Source organism: Amycolatopsis speibonae (assembly GCF_042647925.1).
GTDB lineage: Bacteria > Actinomycetota > Actinomycetes > Mycobacteriales > Pseudonocardiaceae > Amycolatopsis > Amycolatopsis speibonae.
This window is the reverse complement of record NZ_JBHRWK010000035.1, coordinates 1-15,417: the sequence shown is the minus strand read 5'-3', so window position 1 is coordinate 15,417 and position 15,417 is coordinate 1. Positions and strand designations below refer to the sequence as shown.

The 15,417-nt window shown below is 68.3% G+C and carries 14 protein-coding genes and 2 pseudogenes; 4 read left to right on the top strand and 12 right to left on the bottom strand.

What is annotated here, in order from left to right:
• Nucleotides 1-25: 25 nt before the first annotated feature.
• The 7 genes and pseudogenes from ACFOSH_RS23025 to ACFOSH_RS22995 all read right to left on the bottom strand — a co-directional run bounded on the left by ACFOSH_RS23025 (nt 26) and on the right by ACFOSH_RS22995 (nt 5,723).
• The gene (locus ACFOSH_RS23025; RefSeq protein ID WP_378241105.1) at nt 26-1,258 is read right to left on the bottom strand and encodes an ABC transporter permease; all 1,233 of its coding nucleotides are present in this window, start codon (nt 1,256-1,258) and stop codon (nt 26-28) included.
• Nucleotides 1,245-1,853: pseudogene (locus ACFOSH_RS23020) on the bottom strand (ABC transporter ATP-binding protein); the annotation flags it as partial. The gene ACFOSH_RS23025 and the pseudogene ACFOSH_RS23020, both read right to left, overlap by 14 nt.
• 77 nt (nt 1,854-1,930) lie before the next feature.
• Entirely contained in the window at nt 1,931-3,157 is a 1,227-nt protein-coding gene (locus ACFOSH_RS23015; protein WP_378241103.1) for a hypothetical protein, read from the bottom strand.
• Nucleotides 3,158-3,179: 22 nt separating this feature from the next.
• Complete coding sequence (locus ACFOSH_RS23010) at nt 3,180-3,659, bottom strand: hypothetical protein (RefSeq protein WP_378241102.1); 480 nt, start codon at nt 3,657-3,659, stop codon at nt 3,180-3,182.
• Nucleotides 3,659-4,576, bottom strand: a complete 918-nt coding sequence (locus ACFOSH_RS23005; protein ID WP_378241101.1) for a hypothetical protein — start codon at nt 4,574-4,576, stop codon at nt 3,659-3,661. The genes ACFOSH_RS23010 and ACFOSH_RS23005 overlap by 1 nt, the downstream gene beginning before the upstream one ends.
• 87 nt (nt 4,577-4,663) lie before the next feature.
• Nucleotides 4,664-4,978: a hypothetical protein gene (locus tag ACFOSH_RS23000; protein ID WP_378241100.1), complete on the bottom strand. Its 315-nt coding sequence runs from the start codon at nt 4,976-4,978 to the stop codon at nt 4,664-4,666.
• A gap of 73 nt (nt 4,979-5,051) precedes the next feature.
• A complete protein-coding gene (locus tag ACFOSH_RS22995; RefSeq protein WP_378241099.1) occupies nt 5,052-5,723 on the bottom strand; it encodes a response regulator transcription factor in 672 nt (223 codons plus the stop codon).
• Between the two features lie 220 nt (nt 5,724-5,943).
• Here ACFOSH_RS22995 and ACFOSH_RS22990 point away from each other — a divergent pair.
• Together ACFOSH_RS22990 and ACFOSH_RS22985 are read left to right on the top strand one after the other, a co-directional pair.
• Nucleotides 5,944-6,174, top strand: a pseudogene (locus tag ACFOSH_RS22990) (PhzF family phenazine biosynthesis protein); the annotation flags it as partial.
• Between the two features lie 497 nt (nt 6,175-6,671).
• Entirely contained in the window at nt 6,672-7,244 is a 573-nt protein-coding gene (locus tag ACFOSH_RS22985; protein ID WP_378241098.1) for a hypothetical protein, read from the top strand.
• Between the two features lie 3 nt (nt 7,245-7,247).
• On the opposite strand, the gene ACFOSH_RS22980 is transcribed toward ACFOSH_RS22985, so the two are convergent.
• Nucleotides 7,248-7,787: a helix-turn-helix domain-containing protein gene (locus ACFOSH_RS22980; RefSeq protein ID WP_378241097.1), complete on the bottom strand. Its 540-nt coding sequence runs from the start codon at nt 7,785-7,787 to the stop codon at nt 7,248-7,250.
• Nucleotides 7,788-7,825: 38 nt separating this feature from the next.
• On the opposite strand from ACFOSH_RS22980, the gene ACFOSH_RS22975 reads away from it, so the two are divergent.
• On the top strand, nt 7,826-9,109 hold the full coding sequence (locus ACFOSH_RS22975; protein ID WP_378241096.1) for an alpha/beta hydrolase: 1,284 nt from the start codon (nt 7,826-7,828) through the stop codon (nt 9,107-9,109).
• 367 nt (nt 9,110-9,476) lie between these two features.
• Here ACFOSH_RS22975 and ACFOSH_RS22970 read toward each other — a convergent pair whose 3' ends face one another.
• The 4 genes from ACFOSH_RS22970 to ACFOSH_RS22955 form a co-directional block, all read right to left on the bottom strand.
• Nucleotides 9,477-10,982 (bottom strand): cryptochrome/photolyase family protein, encoded by a 1,506-nt coding sequence (locus ACFOSH_RS22970; RefSeq protein WP_378241095.1) that lies wholly within the window; start codon nt 10,980-10,982, stop codon nt 9,477-9,479.
• 46 nt (nt 10,983-11,028) lie between these two features.
• Entirely contained in the window at nt 11,029-11,898 is an 870-nt protein-coding gene (locus ACFOSH_RS22965) for a MerR family transcriptional regulator (RefSeq protein WP_378241094.1), read from the bottom strand.
• Between the two features lie 404 nt (nt 11,899-12,302).
• Entirely contained in the window at nt 12,303-12,737 is a 435-nt protein-coding gene (locus tag ACFOSH_RS22960) for a VOC family protein (protein ID WP_378241093.1), read from the bottom strand.
• Nucleotides 12,738-12,767: 30 nt separating this feature from the next.
• The gene (locus tag ACFOSH_RS22955) at nt 12,768-13,310 is read right to left on the bottom strand and encodes a cysteine hydrolase family protein (protein WP_378241092.1); all 543 of its coding nucleotides are present in this window, start codon (nt 13,308-13,310) and stop codon (nt 12,768-12,770) included.
• A gap of 72 nt (nt 13,311-13,382) precedes the next feature.
• Between ACFOSH_RS22955 and ACFOSH_RS22950 the strand changes: the two genes are divergently transcribed.
• On the top strand, nt 13,383-15,236 hold the full coding sequence (locus ACFOSH_RS22950; protein WP_378241091.1) for a glycoside hydrolase family 5 protein: 1,854 nt from the start codon (nt 13,383-13,385) through the stop codon (nt 15,234-15,236).
• The last annotated feature ends 181 nt before the right edge of the window (nt 15,237-15,417 follow it).

The following is a 15,417-nucleotide window of genomic DNA, read 5'->3' as shown; positions in this document are numbered from 1 at the left end:
CGTCCCGCGGCCGGGCCACCCGGGGTCAGCGCTGCAGCGCGGCGACCGGCTGGATACGCATCGCCCGGAACGCGGGCACGAGACCGGCCAGCAGGCCGGCGAGCGCACCGCAGGCCGACGCGACCAGCGCGGACCCGGTGTCGATGACCGGCGTCCACCCGTTGAACACCGAGACGGACGCGGTGATGACGACACCCGCCATCGCGCCGATGATCCCGCCCAAGGCCCCGAGCAACGTCGTTTCGCCCAGCAGCTGGGCGAAAACATGGCCGGGTTTGGCGCCGACGGCGCGCCGAAGCCCGATCTCCGGGGTGCGGGCCGCGATACCGGCCGTCGCGGCGTTGGCGATCGACACGGTACCGATCGCCAACGCGACCGCGGACAGAATGAGGCTCAGCTGAGTGACGTTGCCTTCGATCTCCCGGCGAAGCGACTGGGGATCCGGGGGCGCGACGGCCCGCACCGCACCGACCGCCGTCGGCAGCAACGCCAGTGGTGCTTGCCCGCCGATCATCTGGGCCGCACCCGGCGCGGTCTTGATGATCACGTCGCGCCGCGGCGGCTCCGCTGTCGCGCCGACGGCGAGCTTTTCCGCGACGGAGAACGGGATCACCGGTGACAGCAGTGTTTCGGAGCGGCGCTGCACGTCGTCGAAGATGCCGATCACGGTGAATCCCCGGTCTCCGGCGAACACGGCCACGCCCACCCTGTCGATCCCGAGCCGGTCGGCCAGCCCGCGCGGCAGCAGGATCACCGGCGCGGCGGTCTTCTCGTGGTACTCGTCGTAAGTGCGCCCCAGGGTGACCGCGGGCTCGATCACACCGAGCGCCCCCGGGTCGGCGCCCATGATCTTGGCTTTCACCTCTGGCGAGGTCTCCCCCGCCGTACGCCGGATCGGCGTCTCGGAAACGGTCATCCGCCGGCCCGCCGCCTCCACCCCGTTGAGCCCGCGCAGTACCGCGAGTCCCGCCGGATCCTGCCAAGCCGGGGTCTCCCGCGCGTCGCCGGGATTCCGTGCCGCCTCGCTCGGTTCGACCAGGACCTCGGTCGCCCTGCGCAGATCGAAGACGTCCGAGACCTGCTGCGTCAGAGTCGACGAAATCCCCAGTGTGGCGACGAAAGCGGCGGCCCCGAGGATGGTCCCGATCGTGGTCAGCAATGACCTGGCGGGATGTCCGGCGATCGAGAGGAAGGCCTCTTTCAGCAGATCGCGGAGCCGCAGTCGCGGCGTACCCAGGCCCAGGTCACGCTCGCGCATGAGCGACCTCCGTGACGACGCCGTCGACGACCTCCAACCGCCGTTGCCCCTGCTCGGCGACCTTGCCGTCGTGGGTGACCACCACCAGCGTCAGTCCCGTTCCGTGGAGATCGGCGAGCATGTTCAGGACCTTGCCGGTGTTGGCGGTGTCGAGATTGCCGGTCGGTTCGTCACAGAACAGCACGGCGGGCTCCGCCGCGATCGCCCTGGCGATGGCGACGCGCTGCCGTTCACCGCCGGACAACGCGCGCGGATCGGAGGCCGCCCGGTGTGACAAGCCCATCCTGTCGAGCGCTTCGGCGGCCAGCCGCCGCCGCCGTTTCGGCGGTACCGGCCCGTACAACAGCCCGAGTTCGACGTTTTCCAGCGCGCTCCGCCCGGCCAGCAGATGAAAGGCCTGGAAGACGAAGCCGAACAGCTGACCGCGTATGGCGACTCTCAGCCGCTCCTTCGCGCCGATCGTTTCCGCGCCACGCACCTGGTACGAGCCCGAATCCGGCTCGTCCAGGAGACCGAGCACGTTCAGCAGCGTCGACTTCCCCGCTCCGGACGGCCCGGTGATCGTGACGTACTCACCCTGGCCGATGACCAAGGACGTCTCACGCAGCGCGTGCACCGGAACCGCGCCGGCGTAGGTCCGCGTCACCCTGTCCAACGACAGCAGGGGTTCGGTCATGACCCACCCTTGCCGTTCACGCCCACCACGACCGGGACGCCCACCTTGAGCACGGCGGGATCCTGTGGCGTCACTTCGGTCCAGCCGCCCGCCGCCTTGCCCGTCTTCACCGTGACGTCGACCGGATCCTTACCGGCCAGAACGGTTACGAACGTCGACCCGTCAGCGTGCGAATAGACAGCGGTCACCGGCACCGCCAGTACTTCCGCGCCCGACTCGGCATCCGCGATCGACACCCGGAGCATGCGGTCCGTCACCGCGGGCGGCTCGCCCGCGAACTTCAACCGGACCGCGAATCCGGTCGTGCCGTCGGCGCCGGTCACCGGTTCGGTGCCGACCGAGGCCACCTCGGCCGCGGCCGACTCCCCTGTCGTGTCGTCGACGGCCTGCGCGCGCTGACCGGCTTTGAGCACCCCGATCTGCTCCCGGTTCGCGATCACCTGCAACGCGGCGGGCTGCCCGTCCAGTTCCAGCAGGATCGCCTTGGGGTCGTCGAGCACCGCGCCGACCCGGACGCCGACCGCGGTGACCTTGCGCCGGGGGCTGTCCAGGAGCACCACCGACGAACGAGGCAGGTTCACGGTGGGTGTCAGCGCGGCCGGCGTCTCCGGGGCGGGGGTGGTCCCACCGGGGTTCTGCTTGGCCGAGGGTGCGCCGCTCACCGCGGCCGGGTCATAACCCCTTGCCTGGTAGAACCTGCTCAAGCCTGCCCTGCTCGCCTCGTCGAACTTCCCGTTCACGGGGACGCGGTACCCGAGCCTGCCGAGCGCCCGCTGGACCTGTTCGACATCCGGCCCCGCGATGTCCGGGGTGAGGTCCCGGTAGAGCGGGAAAGGCAGTACGAGGCCGAAAACCGGTCTGCCGCTGATCTCGGCCAGCACTTTGCCCTCGGCGGCCTGGCCACCGACGCCCACCTTCACCCCGGTCACCACCGCGTTGTCGCCTGTGCTGCCCGGCGGCGACGCGACCTTCACCGAGGACCCCGCGATCACTTTGCCGCGCACGACGACGGGCTCGGCGAGTTTGCGGGACTCCGCTTTGGCCGTCACCGGTGACGGAGACGGCGGGCGGGCGTCCGCCGCGGCCTGCTCCGGGGATTTCAACTCCTGCCCGAAAACCGTTCCCACGGCGACGACCACGGCGGCCACGATCACCAGCACCGTCGCCACCACGATCCACCGGCGGCGCTTCCGGCCAGGCTGCGCGACGACGACCTCGGTCACGGCTGTCTCCGTTTCCCCCGGCTCAACAGGTGCCCATATCCTGATAGTCCGTGACCAGCCAGCCGTTCCCGCGCGGGGCGAGCGTGTAGCGCACCAACTGGTTCGGTCTCGCGAAGAGCTGATCCGCTTTCACCGTATCGGTTTTCGCGTCGTACTGGATCCAATCCTTGATGGTGACGCAGTCCACCACCGAAGCACGGGCTCGGTCGACGGAAATTTCACGAAGATCGTGGCCGACTTTGCCTTTCGCGACGATTCCGGTTTCGCGCGCGCGGGTCAGCGCCGTCCGCACCAAGGCGAGCTGCCTTCCTGCCGTACGTTCGCCGAGAGCGGGGCTGTCGGGATCGCTAACGGCGTTGGCCCGCAGCATCGCGTCCCAATAGGCCAGGTAGTCCTGTTTCACCTGCCGGTGCCGGGGTGTCATCGGGTCGGCCTTCGTCTCGGCGCAGGCCGCCGCCGCGACCAGCACCAGCCCCAGGCACAGCAGAATCTTCGGTCTCATCACCGACCACCGAGGATGGCTTTCGCCTGATCGACTCGTGTCTTCACGGCCTCTTCGAGCCCCTGAAGGCCGGAATCGTTCTGCTTGATCAATTCCTTCTGGTAGGCGGAGATGACGGCTTCCCAGGTGCCGAGCACTTTGTTCTCCTTCTTGCACAGCATATCGGCCTTCGCCGTGTCGATCTCGGCCGCGCTCGCCGGATCCGGCCACGCCGCCGCGGCGGCCTCGGCGGGATTGCCGTAGGTGAATCCCTTCTTGCCCATGCAGCCCGCCCAAGCGGTGAACGCCGCCTTCACCCGGCTGTCGATGGCGGTGGCTTGGTAGGACTTGTCCCGCAGCCGACTCACCAGATCGGCGTCGGCCGCGACCTCGCCCCCGGGCTTCAAACGCTTGTCGGCCTCGCCCCGGCAGCCCCGATCTGTCGGCTGGGCCCCGTTCTCCGGCGGTTTCAGGACGCCGTCGAGCGCGGTCCGGTAGTCCTCGGACTGCGCGGAGCCTTCGCCCTGCCCCGTCGGCGTTTGCTGTTTCCGCTGGGAAGACGGCCGGTGGTAGCCGGTCTCGTTCGCGGCGGCGGCCGACAAGAGCCCCAGACTGTCCGGATCGATCCACGCGGACTTGTTCTGCTGGTTCTTCGGGAGCTCCTCGGCCTTGAACTCGAACCCTTTCGCCTTCATGCACTCACGCAGAACCTTTTGCATGGCTTGGAAGATCACCGAAGAATCGTCTTCGGTGACCCGGTAGGCGTCAAGCGGCCTCGGGGCGACGACACCGTCCGGCGGCTCGTCGATCCGCTGATCGATCGCGGGTTCACTGAGCTTTTCCTCAGTTTTCGCGATGTCGGAGCCACAACCCGCGGCGAAGGTCAGCAACGCCGTCGCTGCCGCGAATCCCTTCCACCGCAAGGACTTGCGTGTCATCGATCCCCCCATTGTGGTGTGCCGGTACGCCCCTCCCGGGGGCGCACCGGCAATCCTTTTCCCTCAGGGACTAACCGCGTTCCGCGCTCAATAGACCATGTAGTAATCGGCGCTGTAGTAGCGACCCCAGTAGGTCCAGTCGGCGAGGTAGTGGTCGTCGTGGTCCCACAGGTTGTTGCCGTGGATGCTCTGCCCGCGCACCTTTTCGATGGTCCACGGGTGCTGGTCGCCGTAACCACGACCGTTCATGCCGTAGCTCGTGCTCGGGCCGTATCGGAGCGCCACACCACCGTCGACGGTGTTGTAGGCGTTCCAGAAGCCCGCATCCGCGGTTCCCGCGCCGACGGCCAGCGCACCCGCGCAAACGACCGCCGCCACAGCCCCCTTGACAGCTCTTCGCATCTGTCCTCCCTTTGCTGAAAGGAACACTCGACGCCCCTCGCCGGAGTTCCCGATGTTACTCCGAAAACGTTAACTATCCGGCGACCCGGCGTCCCCACCCGTTGGGATAGTTCCGCACAGTCCGACCGGAGAGCGCGACCAAATGCGCCCGGTCGTGGGCGGAGAACTTCACGAACAGGTTCCGGACGTGATACTTGACGGTATTCGTGGTGATGAACAGGTTTTTCGCGATCTCCTCGTTGGAAAACCCTTTCGCGATCAAATTCAGTACGTCGAACTCCCGCGTCGTCACCTTGTCGGGCAAGCGCCCCACGCCGTCGACGACACCGATCAACGAAGCGAGCAAACCGCCACCCAGCGTCGGTGGGACCCAGTATCCACCGGCGATCACGGTGCGCACCGCCGCCACTACATCTTCGGGACCGTCGAAGGGCCGCACGACGCCACGAACGCCGGCTTCGGCCAACTCGACGAGCCCTGCCGAGGAAAACCGTTCACCAACCACGGCCAGTACGGCACACGGTTCCAACCCCGCCAGCAATTCGGCGGGCGAGCCGGTCAACCCGGCATCGAGAAGTACGGCATCGACCCGGTGCGCCCGTACGAAACTGAGTAAGTTCTCAGGATTCGACACTTCTCCCATCGTTTCGAGGCGGGGATCGTTTTCGACGATCTCACCCAGCCACCTGAATGATTCTCTGTCCTGAAACGCCAATACCACACGAACCGACGAATTGTCATTCATAACGCCTGCCAAGACCCCAGTGTTTTCAGTTGTCCCCAGTATCGGAATCGCCCGTGGGAAGCGACCGCTTCAGCGAACGCGCAAATGATCTTCGACCACGACAGACCTCCCCCAAGGTGCCGACGGTTTCGACGAGCGAAGTCCGACTTTAACCGTGTTTCACAGACCGGGCAACGAGCCGGCGGAGCGGGCCGTGGCCGGACTCCCTGCTGTTCATGGCATGAGAGTGACCCTCGTCCGGGCTTGCCTGCGGGGAAACACGGGCGGCAGCCCCACCGCTGTGGTGCTGGAGGACGCTCCGCTGACCGACGACCAGCGGAGCGAGGTACCCGCCGCTTGGCGCACTTCGCACGCGGTCTTCGTCCGCCGTCCGGAGGAGGGTCCGGCCGAACTGCGGTTCTTCACCCCGGCGGGGGAACTGCCAGCCTGCGGTCACGGCACGATCGCCGCGTTGGCCGTCCTCGCTTCCCGAGCGGGCTCGGAGCGGCGATTCGAAGTGACGCTCCGGACACGTCGAACACCGCGAGCCGGACCCCGCCGAGCGCGCCCTGGTTTCGGCCGCTTTGGGGTTCGAGCGGAGATGCGGGTCGCCGGGATCGGCCGGGAACCGATCCTGGCGGCCCTACCCGATCGAGCCACGCTGGCCGCCTTGGCGCCGGACATGGACCGCCAACGCCAACAGCACCGCGTGCCTCGCCGCCTGCCTCGAAACCGCGATCAGCGTGGACATGGGCGACAGCCTGGGCAGTCCGGCCACCATCACGGCGACGAGCCGCGGTGGCGAGATCCGGGTCGGCGGCACGTCGCTGCTCGAAACCTGATTCCCGGCACGCTTTTCTTTTTCACGGAACAGAATTCGCGGAGCCGTAAGAACTCCGAAAGGTCGGAACCCGCTCCGGCCGAGCGCCGTCGGATCGCCAATTCAGATCCGCACGGAAGGTGAATCCGATGAGCTATCCGAACCAGCAGAACACCCCGACACGGGCGGCGACCGTGAAGCCCGGGCTCGCCATCGGGATCCTCGTCGCCGTGATCGCGTTGACCGCCTTCTGCATCACCGGTTTCGCCGCTCCCGGGTTCCTGCTCGGCAAGGGCGACAGCATCCCGCTGCCCATCCCGTCCTCCACTTCGGCACCCACGAGCAGCGAGGACAGCCCGACCAGCACCACGATCAGCCGGGCGACGCGGCCGAGGGTCACCGTTACCAGGCGCCCTGCTCAACCGCCGGAGAAGGGTGTTCAGGTGATCACGGACTTCCTCGCCAAGATCGCCGGGCATGACAAGGCCGGGGCGATCGCATTGGCTTGCGAAGAGCAGAAGCGGTTCATGGACGACAAGATCGATTCCCTTCTCCCGCCGGGTTCCCGAGTCGCGATCACCAGGACCAGCGGAACGTCCAAATTCGTCCTGGCCGACGTCGCCGGAACCGTCGAAGGCCGGTCCGCCAAGGGCACCGTGATCGCGGATCGCGAGGAGGACGGCGGTTTCTGTGTCACGACCTTCAGCATTCGCGACGCCTGACGATCAGGCTTGCCCCGGGTCTTCGATCGGGAACTGGATCGGGCTCAGCAGGTACTGGGCGCGGTCCGGCCTGGGCTCGTTGGACAGCACGGGAACGATGGCCTTTTGCATCGCGCCGATCACCTCGCGAAGTTCCTCGCGGGTGAGCCAGACGGCGTGCTGGCGATACCCCACCAGGTCCGCGATCGGATCGGCCCCATCCCGGTCCAGGTAGGCGTCGAACTCGGCGACCAGCGCGGCCAAGGCGACGGCGAAGCTCCGCCTGAAGTCCTCTGTGGACGCCGACGCGACGGCGTCGGGATCGATGGCCGCGCGATCCCGGCGGAGCCGGTAGCCGCGCTCGACGGCGCCGCGCACCCGCCGTTCCTCCGCCACTTCCAGGACGCCACCCGCTTCGAGGAGTTCGACATGCCGGTAGACCATCGCCTTCGAGGCATCGGGGACGCGGGCGCAGAGCTGGGCGGTGGTGAGCACCCGCCCCCCGCGCAGCGCGTGCACCAGGCGCAGGCGAACCGGATGGGCCAGGAGTTCCAACGCGTTCACCGCGCAACAGTCTCATGATGTGCTACCTTTCGCAAAACATGCGAAAGGTACTCGAGATGAACCTGGAGACCACTCCCGCCGCCACCGCGGCGGCGATCGCCGAGATGCTGCGCGAGGGACACTTCGACGAGGTCGAGACGTACTTCGCGCCACCGCTGCGCGCTGTCGTCCGGGCTGACGCGCTGCGGGCCGCGTGGACGGCCGAAACCGCCAAGCGCGGCCCTGTCACCGGCCTCGGGGATCCTGTCGCCGAGCCCGCCGCAGCGGGTCTCGTCCGGGTCGGCGTTCCCGTGCACTGCGAACGCGGCGACCTCACGGTGCTCATGTCGGTCGACGAGGAGGGCTTGCTGCAGGGCCTGCAGCTCACTCCCCCGGCGAGCGCGGCGTGGACACCGCCGCCCTACGCGGACCCGGCGACGTTCACCGAACACGAGGTCACGCTCGACGCCGGTTCGTCGACTGTGACCGGAACCCTGACACGACCGATGGGACCCGGCACCCGGCCCGGCGTGGTCCTGCTGCCCGGCGGCGGACCGTTCGACCGCGACGAGACCAGCGGGCCGAACAAGCCGCTCAAAGACCTCGCCTGGGGTCTCGCCCACCGAGGCGTGGCGGTGCTGCGTTTCGACAAGATCACCCACAGTCGCCCCGAAACGGCGAGCGCTCGCGGCTTCACCATGTCCGACGAATACGTGCCACACGCCACGGCCGCCGTCCGCCTCCTGCGACAAGAGTCCACTGTGGACTCAGGCCGGGTCTTCGTTCTCGGTCACAGCATGGGCGGCAAAGTCGCGCCGCGGGTCGCGCTCGCCGAGCCCGCCATCGCGGGATTGCTCATCCTGGCGGGCGACACCCAGCCGATGCACCACGCCGCGATCCGGGTCGCCCGCCACCTGATGACCGCGGTGCCCGGACTGCTAGGCCAAGACACCGTCGACCTGTTCACCCGGCAGGCCGCGAATGTCGACAGCCCCGGCCTCTCCCCCGCCACTCCGGCCGCGGACCTGCCTTTCGGCTTCTCCGCGTCGTATTGGCTCGATCAGCGCGGCTACGACCCGGTCCAGGCCGCGGCGGGGCTGGACAAACCCATGCTCATCCTCCAGGGCGGTCGCGACTATCAAGTGACCGTCGAAGACGACCTGTCGCGCTGGCGGGCGGGCCTCGCCGACCGCCCGGACGTCACGATCCGCGTCCACGCCGACGACGATCACCTCTTCTTCCCCGGCACGGGTCCTTCCACACCGGCCGACTACGAGGAACCGGCCCATGTCGACCCCGCGGTCATCGACGACATCGCGGAATGGCTGGGCCGGACGGGATAGCGCGTTCCGGCATCAGGATGGGCCCACAGATTTGCGGGGTAAGGCAAAGGCGTCCTGGCGGGTGGCAGTGGGCGGGGTGTCGCTGAGGGTGACGGGTGTGTGGAAACAGGGACGTTCAATGTCCCTGTTTCCACACACCTTGTCATGACTGGACCTGTCATGCTGGACTGTGTGGATTTCTGGTCATCTGACGCACCAAAATCAAAAGCGGGCCGTCCGCCCATTCCGTTCGAAGATCCCAGGACAGATCTCCCTCGCCAAAGCCAGGAGGTCTTCGCGCTCCATGATCTCCGGGCCGCCGGTGCGTAGGATCTCCCTCACCGCGTCGTCCACTGTCGACGACGGCAGCCGGACCGTGGACAGGGCGTCAAAACCGGTCGCGCCGGCCTTCCCGCGCCACGACGTCGGGAAGGTCGGCCAGCCTGCCCAGGCCGTTCAAGGGCTGGCGCATCCGAGGATTGCCCCGCAGCCGCTCCGCGTTGCGGTCGAGGAAAGCCCAATAACCGGCGGTGAACGGGCAGGCATCGGCGCCCACCCGTTTCTTCGGATCGTAGGTACACCCGCCACAGTGGTCGCTCATGCGGTTGAGATAGGCACCGCCCGCCGCGTAGGGCTTGGTGCCGACGATCCCGCCGTCCGCGTATTGACTCATCCCGACGACGTTGGCGGGCATGACCCACGGGAAACCGTCGACGAACGCGGTGGCGAACCAGCCGGTGAGCTCGGCCGGGTCGTAGCCGCGCTGCAGGGCGTGGTTGCCCAGCACCATGAGCCGTTCGATGTGGTGGGCGTAGCCGCGGTCCCGCACACCGGCGAGCGCGGTGCGGAGGCAGGCCGCCTCGACCGAGTCGGCGTCGAGTTCCCGCCACCACCGGGGCAGCTTCCGATGGGCGTGGAGTTCGTTCTTCTTCAGGTAGTCCGGCCCCAGATGCCAGTAGAGGTGCCAGATCCACTCCCGCCAGCCGAGGATCTGCCGGACAAAGCCTTCGACGCTCGCCACCGGCGCGGCGCCGGACCAATGCCGCTCCTCGGCGCGGCGGACGACGTCGAGCGGGTCGAGCAGACCGAGGTTCAGCGGCACCGACAGCAGCGCGTGCGACATCGCCCAGTCGGCGCTGAGCATGGCGTCCTGGTGCGGCCCGAAAGTCGCCAGCCGATGGTCGAGGAACCGGTCCAGCGCCTCCTCCGCTTCGGCCTGGCCGACGGCGAACCGGCGCGGGCCGTCGACACCCACGGGATGGATCTCGCCGTCCCGTTCCGCCCTGTCGAGGTCGGCGCGCACCTGCTCGTCCACGTCGTCCTCGGTCGGGAACCAGGGCGCGGGAACCGGCAACGTCGACCGGCCCGGCGGGGGACGCCGGTTGTCGTGGTCGAAGTTCCATTTCCCGCCCGCCGGGCCGCCGTCCGGTTCGAGCAGGACGCCGAACCGGCGACGCTGATCGCGGTAGAAGTCCTCCATCACGAACCGCTGCCGGTCCGCCGCCCACGTCGCGAAGTCCTCTTTGGACCGGACGAACCCCGGCGTCGGCAGCACTTCCGCGACCAGGCCCTGTTCCCGCAGGCGCCGCACGAGGGCGTCGGCGGCATGCGAACCGGGTTCGTGCACCACGACCGGCCGCCCGAACCGGCGCAGCGCGTCCGTATAGGTCGGCGCGTCGATGATCCGGGCCCGGTCGCCCAATTCCGCGGCGAGCCGCCGGATCCCGGCTTCGACCAGGTGGATCTTCTGCCGATGGAACGAGCGGCGCGCGAAAGCCGCGGCCGAGCGGATCAGCAGGACCTCACGGTCCCGGTTCCCGGCCGTGCCGTGGAAGTGCGGTCCCAGCTGATCACCGAACAGCCACAGCGGTTCGGTGCCGCCGACGCGTCGCATATCCAGGCCTGCCCTTTCGATTCACAATCGATGCGATCGTAGGTGCTCAGACCTTGATCCGCTCGGCGGCGAGGTCCAGCGCCCCGGCGAGATCGTTGACCCAGGGCGCGCCGCGGACGTTGAGTCCCTCCCAGCCAGGCCCCGCGACGGCGACGTCGAAACCGCGCCGCTGGAGGCGCTGGCGCAGCACGTTGTCGACGGTCGTCGGGGACATCGACCACAGCACGACCAGGACCGGTTCGAGTTTGGCGACCATCCCGGTCGTGGTCTCCGCCGGCACCATGTGACCGAGATAGACGGCGGGGATGCCGACCTCCGCCATCGACGCGCGCAGGATTTCGACAGGCAGGCTGTGGCGTTCTTCGGGGCAGCAGGCGATGAGCACGCGACGGTCCGACGGCGTGTAGGCGAAGCGGGCGACATAGCGCTGGAGCGCGTACGACACTTCGCTGGTGAGCGCCCACTCGGACTCGAAGCACACATCGTTGCGGAGCCAGCGGCCGCCGAGATTGCGCAGGATCGGCAACAGGACATCGGTCCACGTCCTGGCCGCGCCCATCGTGTCGAGCGTTTCGTCCAGGAGAGCGGCGATGATGGGGAATTCGAGGCCCTCCGAGGCCCGCTCGAGTTCGCCGACCCGCCTGTCGAGGGAGACCTCGGGGACCACGTCGTCCGCGCCGGAGAACACGGCCGCCGCCGCCTCACGCGGCCGGATACCGCGACCGATCAGCCGCTGCATGTACTGGAGCTTGCGGAGATCCGCGTCGGAGTAGCGGCGATGACGCCCGTCCGGCCGCAGCGAGGGACCGACGCCGTAGCGGGAGGCCCAGGTCCGGAGCGTCACCGGCGAGATGCCCAATTCCTCGGCGACCATGCCCGGGGTCCAAGAGCCCGCGCTCACCTCATCGACGTCCATCGGCACCTCGCGAATTCAGGTGTAGTCCTCCCCTGTACGGGTGCACACCGCGGACAGCTTACGAGATCACGCGACGTTCCCACGGCCGCGACGAGGCCGGTGCGCGTGTCCCCTTCACGGCGGGCATCCGGTGACGTACACGCGGATGAGTACCCGGCGGCGCCTCGGAACGACCGGGAGGGGCCGGATTCCGCCGGGCGCCGCCGGGCTCACGGAACCCGGCACGAGGGGGAGGGTGGCCGGGCCCGCAGGGGTGACGAAACGGCACGTCACCCACGATTTCCAGGCGGTCGTTTTCGATTCGTGAGCGAGAAAGACGATACACGAGTTTTGCAACGGTTGCGAATCGATCCCGCGAATGGCGGTCAGCCGACCGGGTGACGAAAAGGGTGACCAAAAGAGTGTCAGTCGAGGCAGAACTCGTTGCCCTCGATGTCCCGCATGTTGATGCACGACTCGTTTTCCTCGTCGGCGAGCAGGACCCGATCACGGACAGCGCCGAGCGCGATCAGGCGGGTGCACTCGGCCTCTAGTTTGGCGAGACGCTCTTCGCCCACGAGCCCGGTGCCGACGCGCACGTCGAGATGCACCCGGTTCTTGGCGACCTTGCCTTCGGGAACACGCTGGAAGTACAGCCGCGGGCCCGCCCCGGTGGGATCACCGCAGACGAAACCCGCGTCCTGCTTCTCCGGCGGCAGCGAACCGGTGTAGTCGTCCCAAGTGGCGAACCCCTCCGGTGGCGGCGGCACGACGTATCCCAGCACCTCGCACCAGAAACGGGCGACACGCTCGGGTTTCGCGCAATCGAAGGTGATCTGGACCTGTTTGACCGACGTCATCTGATCACCCTAGCCGCTCGGACCGGTCCGTCACGACCAGTCCGCACAGGACACGACCTCGAACCCCCGGCTCGGGAAGACCTTGTCCACGAAGAAGTCGTGCATCGCTTGATCTCCGTCGGCGCACCCGTCGCGCAACACGGTCACGTGGTACCCGCGGTCCGCCGCGTCGTAGGACGTCGCGGCCACCATCGCGCTGGTCGCGACCCCGGCGATCGCGACGGTGCCGACGCCCCGGGCGCGGAGCACCAGATCGAGATCCGTGCCCGCGAAAGCGCTGGCGCGGCGTTTCAGCACGACCACGTCCTCGTCGGCGACGGGCAGATCGATCTCGGTTCCGGCCGAGCCCTCGTGGAAGGTGTCCCCGGACTCGTGGAACGTCTTGACCAAGGCGTTGCCCGGCGGCAGGTCGGATCCGTTGCCCCGCAGCGCGAAGTGCACGAACACGACGAGCACGCCGGCCGCGCGGGCACGGGGAAGCAGTGTGGTGAGCGGCGGCAGGACTTGCCTGACGAACGGGTAGCCGCCCGTGATGCCTCGCTGGAGGTCACCGATGATCAGTGCGGTGGTCATGACGAGAAGCTACCAACAGTGAACCCGAACGTCCGTATACAACCGACGGTGCGAATGGCTAGCCTCCGGCGGGTGAGGATCAAGAGTGTGCTGCTCGCGGTACTGGTCACGGTCGGCGTCGTGGTTCCCCCTCCCCCACTCGCGGCCGCCCGCACCGAGGCGGATCCACCGGCCTGGGTCGCACCGCTCAGCACGCGCGGCCGCTACATCGTCGACGCGGCGGGCGACCGGTTCAAGCTCAAGGCCGCCAACTGGCACGGCGCGAGCGGCACGTGGACCGGGTCGGGCGACGTGACCGATCCGGCCACCCACCACGCGGGTGAGTTCGCCTACCAGACGCCGCTCGGGCTGGACCGGGTCTCGATCGACACCGTCATCGACGGACTGGCGGAGCTGGGCCTGAACAGCGTCCGGCTGCCCTTCTCCAACGCCATGATCCATGACACCGCACCGGTTCCCGCCCTGCCGGCGAATCCGGACCTGCGTGGCCTGACCCCGCTGCAGGTCTACGACCGGGTCGTCACGCGCCTGACCGCGCGCGGGTTCGCGGTGATCCTCAACAACCACACCACGACCTCGCGCTGGTGCTGCGGTCTCGACGGCAACGAGCGCTGGAACACCGCGCAGACCGAGCAGCGCTGGCAGGACGACTGGCTGTTCATGGCCCGCCGCTACGCCGCGAACAAGCGGGTGGTCGGCGCCGACCTGTACAACGAGGTCCGCCGCAACGTCTTCGACGATCCCAACTGGGGCTGGGGCAACGGCACGGACTGGCAGCGCGCGAGCCAGCGGGTGGCCGAGCGCATCCAGACCGAAGCCAACCCCGACCTGCTGATCATCGTCGAAGGCATCAACTGGACCGGACTGCCCGTGGACGGCCTTCCCCACGGGAGGCCCACGCTGGAGCCCGCCCGCACGCTGTCGCACACCCTCGTGGACTCCGGGAAACTGGTCTACGCCGCGCACTTCTACGGCTACACCGGTCCGAACCATTCCGGAGCGACCGGCACCGGCGAAACCCACGACCCGCGCTACCGGGACCTGTCACCCCAGGAACTCCGCGATGTCCTTTACCGGCAAGCGTTCTTCGTCTCCGCGGAGACCGGCAAGCACTACACCGCGCCGCTCTGGATCAGCGAGTTCGGCGAAGGCAGCCACACCACCGATCCGGCGAGCCGCGCCTGGTTCGAGAACTTCGTCGGCTACCTCGCCGAGAACGACACGGACTTCGCGTACTGGCCCGCGGTCGGTTTCCACAACGGCGGCGGGGGAAACGGCTGGTCTTTGCTCTCCTGGGACACGGCAGGCCGGCGCGTCGACGTGCTCGACGGCACCGATTGGCGTGGACCGGCATGGCGACGGCTGGTGGGCTCGCCGTCGCGCACCGGTCGGATCCCGATGGCCGAACGCTGGTCGATGCTCAATCTCGACTACGCCGATCTCCAAGCCTCCCGCACGGTCCGCGCGATGGCGGACTGGAATCCGGGCGCGCGCAAGGGCGTCTGTCCCGACGGCCAGCGGCTCACCGGCCTTTCCCAGACCGGGAACCGGGGGCTGTGCACCGGCACGCTCGCCGTTCCGGCGGCGTACACGGTGGTGCGCGGGGAGACCTATGTGGACACTGACTGGGCGTCCGGCTACACCAAGGTGCAATGCCCGCCGGACCACGCCGCCGTCGGCTACAGCGTCACCGGCGCGGCATTCTCCGCCTTGCTGTGCGGCAAATCCGCCACCCCGCTGGGCCGCGCCGGCCGGACGGTCTGGTTCGACCGCGGCGACAACCGGCCATCCGGGTCACCCGGCGGCGACTTCGCGTCGGGCCACTACAAGGGCCAATGCGCGCCGGGCGAGCACGTCGCCGGTGTCGCGTACACCGGCCGCGTCGGCTCGAATCGCACTCCGGACGCGTTGCTCTGCCGCGCCTGAGCGCAGCCGAACGTGTCGGGTGGGCACTGGCCTGCGTGTCAGCTTCGGGTGTCGCGAAAGCCACTTTCGGGACGTCTGGCCTGGATCCACCGGTGGGTTTTGTTGGTGATCTTGGTGGGGTTTGTTGATCTTGTTGGTGGGTGTGGGCGTGCTGGGGTGTGCTGGCTGGTCCAGCGCGTCC